The 1427-nt window shown below is 36.5% G+C and carries 1 protein-coding gene; it reads right to left on the reverse strand.

Annotated elements, in window-relative coordinates:
• Positions 1-1427 (reverse strand): flagellin (locus AJ932_RS01915; protein WP_070288990.1); only part of this gene is annotated, 1427 nt, incomplete at both ends.

Here is a 1427-nt window from a genome sequence, read left to right on the forward strand (position 1 = left end):
GAACCTATATCAGCTCTAATTTGATCAAGGTTAGTTATAGCAGTTTCAGCTATATCCATCACAGCCATAGCACCTTTAAGAGTGGTTACACCCGCAGTTTCATCAGTAGCACCTACAGTTGATGTTCTTAAGGCAGCAAATTGAGAATTTCCTGAACCTGATGAAAAACCTGAACCTGCTGAAACTATATAAGTACTGCTTATAGAAGCTGCATCTGAAACAATTTGCACTGATCCAGATAAAGCTGTAGAATATCCTTTTCCACTACCCACTGAAAAACCTGAACCTGCTGAAAAACCTGAACCTGCTTGAGACATAAACGCTGAAATACTAGAAGCTTGGATAATTTGCTTATCTCCGCCACCATTGTAAGAATTAAAACCCATAGCATCAGCATTAGCTGCTGAAATTTGACCTTTTGATTCTCTTAAAGATACTGAAGCTTGAGAAATCATATCTGCAGCACCCATACCTATAGCACTAAGATTAGTTCCACTTATATTGATATCTCTACCATCATTTTTAACCAAAGATAATCTTCCATAATTTTCAGTTTTTAAAACACCAGCACCAGCACCTATACTACCTGTAATTTTAATGCCTCTACCATCAGCTGAAGTAAGAACAAGTTTACCATTCTCATCTTTAGAAGCTTGAACTCCTGTTGTGTCTTTAACAGAATTTATAGCTGAGATTAATTGGCCATTATTATCTCCATCTTTATAATTAATCTGACCAATTATAACCCCATTGATAGCAAAGTCTTGAGAAGTACTTCCTTCTTTTATAGCATAAGCTCCTACAGTTTTTACATCATAAGTTGCTCTAACTCCTGTTTTATCAGAGCTTTTATTAATCTCTTCGGCTAAAGCTCCAAGTCCTGTTCCAACTGAAGTTGAAATCACAACATTATCAAATTTAAAATCTTCTATACCATTATAGTTTTTGATAGTAAGTCCTACTACACCTGAACTCACACTTTGTGAACCTGTTTCAAATCTTGTAACACCGATTTTTGAAGACTGGGTTGGCCCAATGCTTGCTTTTATAGTTTGATTTGAACTTGAACCGATTTGAAATTCTTGATTAGTAAAATTTCCACTTAAAAGTTGCTTGCCATTAAAAGCCGTAGTGTTTGCGATATTATCAAGCTCCTCCATTAAGCGGTTTATATCGGCTTGAAGCATGGTTCTTGTTTTTAAACTTTGACCATCTTGAGCGGCTTGAGTTGCCTTAGTCTTAATAGTATCTAAGATCTTAAGTTGCTCATCCATAGCCTTATCTGCAGTTTGTAAGATACCCAAAGCATCATTACCATTTGATATAGCTTGACCTAGAGTATTTGCTTGAGATCTTAAGCTATCTGCTATCGCCATCCCTGAAGCATCATCTGCTGCGGAGTTAATCCTAAGACCTGAACTAAGTCT

It is taken from the genome of Campylobacter sp. BCW_6873, assembly GCF_001762365.1.
Lineage (GTDB): Bacteria > Campylobacterota > Campylobacteria > Campylobacterales > Campylobacteraceae > Campylobacter_D > Campylobacter_D jejuni.